This is a genomic window from Mesorhizobium sp. M2C.T.Ca.TU.002.02.1.1 (genome assembly GCF_003997225.1).
Map to the genome: position 1 here is coordinate 1 of NZ_RZTO01001505.1, position 395 is coordinate 395.

1 protein-coding gene is annotated in these 395 nt (G+C 61.3%); it reads right to left on the reverse strand.

What is annotated here, in order from left to right:
• Positions 1 to 363: rRNA maturation RNase YbeY (gene ybeY, locus EOD07_RS36990; RefSeq protein ID WP_127238540.1), on the reverse strand; the 363-nt coding region annotated here is incomplete at its 3' end.
• Between the last annotated feature and the right edge of the window lie 32 nt (positions 364 to 395).

Below are 395 nucleotides of genomic sequence, written 5' to 3' on the forward strand. Positions count from 1 at the left end.
GTTCTCGACAGGCTTGTCTTCCAGTACCGCTTCATGGGCGACCGTTTCGGCGGCCAGCACGATGTCGCCCAGCATCGGCGGCAACGGACCGCCCTGCGCAAACGGAAAAGCCGGGAAAGACAAGACGTTGGTCGGTTTGTCCTTGCCGCGCCAGCCGGCGTTGAGAACCTGGATATGGGCGTCGTCGGAAAAAACGAGACTGAGTTCGGAACGGCCCGCCACGCCGATTTCGGCAAAAGCCGCCTTAACGGCCCGATCGACCAGCCGCGTCAGGCTTGCCTCGTCGGGCCAGTTGCCCGCCTCAATCGATATGTCGATGTCGACGGGAACATTCCCGTCGCCGGATATTATGTCCTCAGGCATGAAGCCGCATCGCCAACATCAATTCTCGGCGC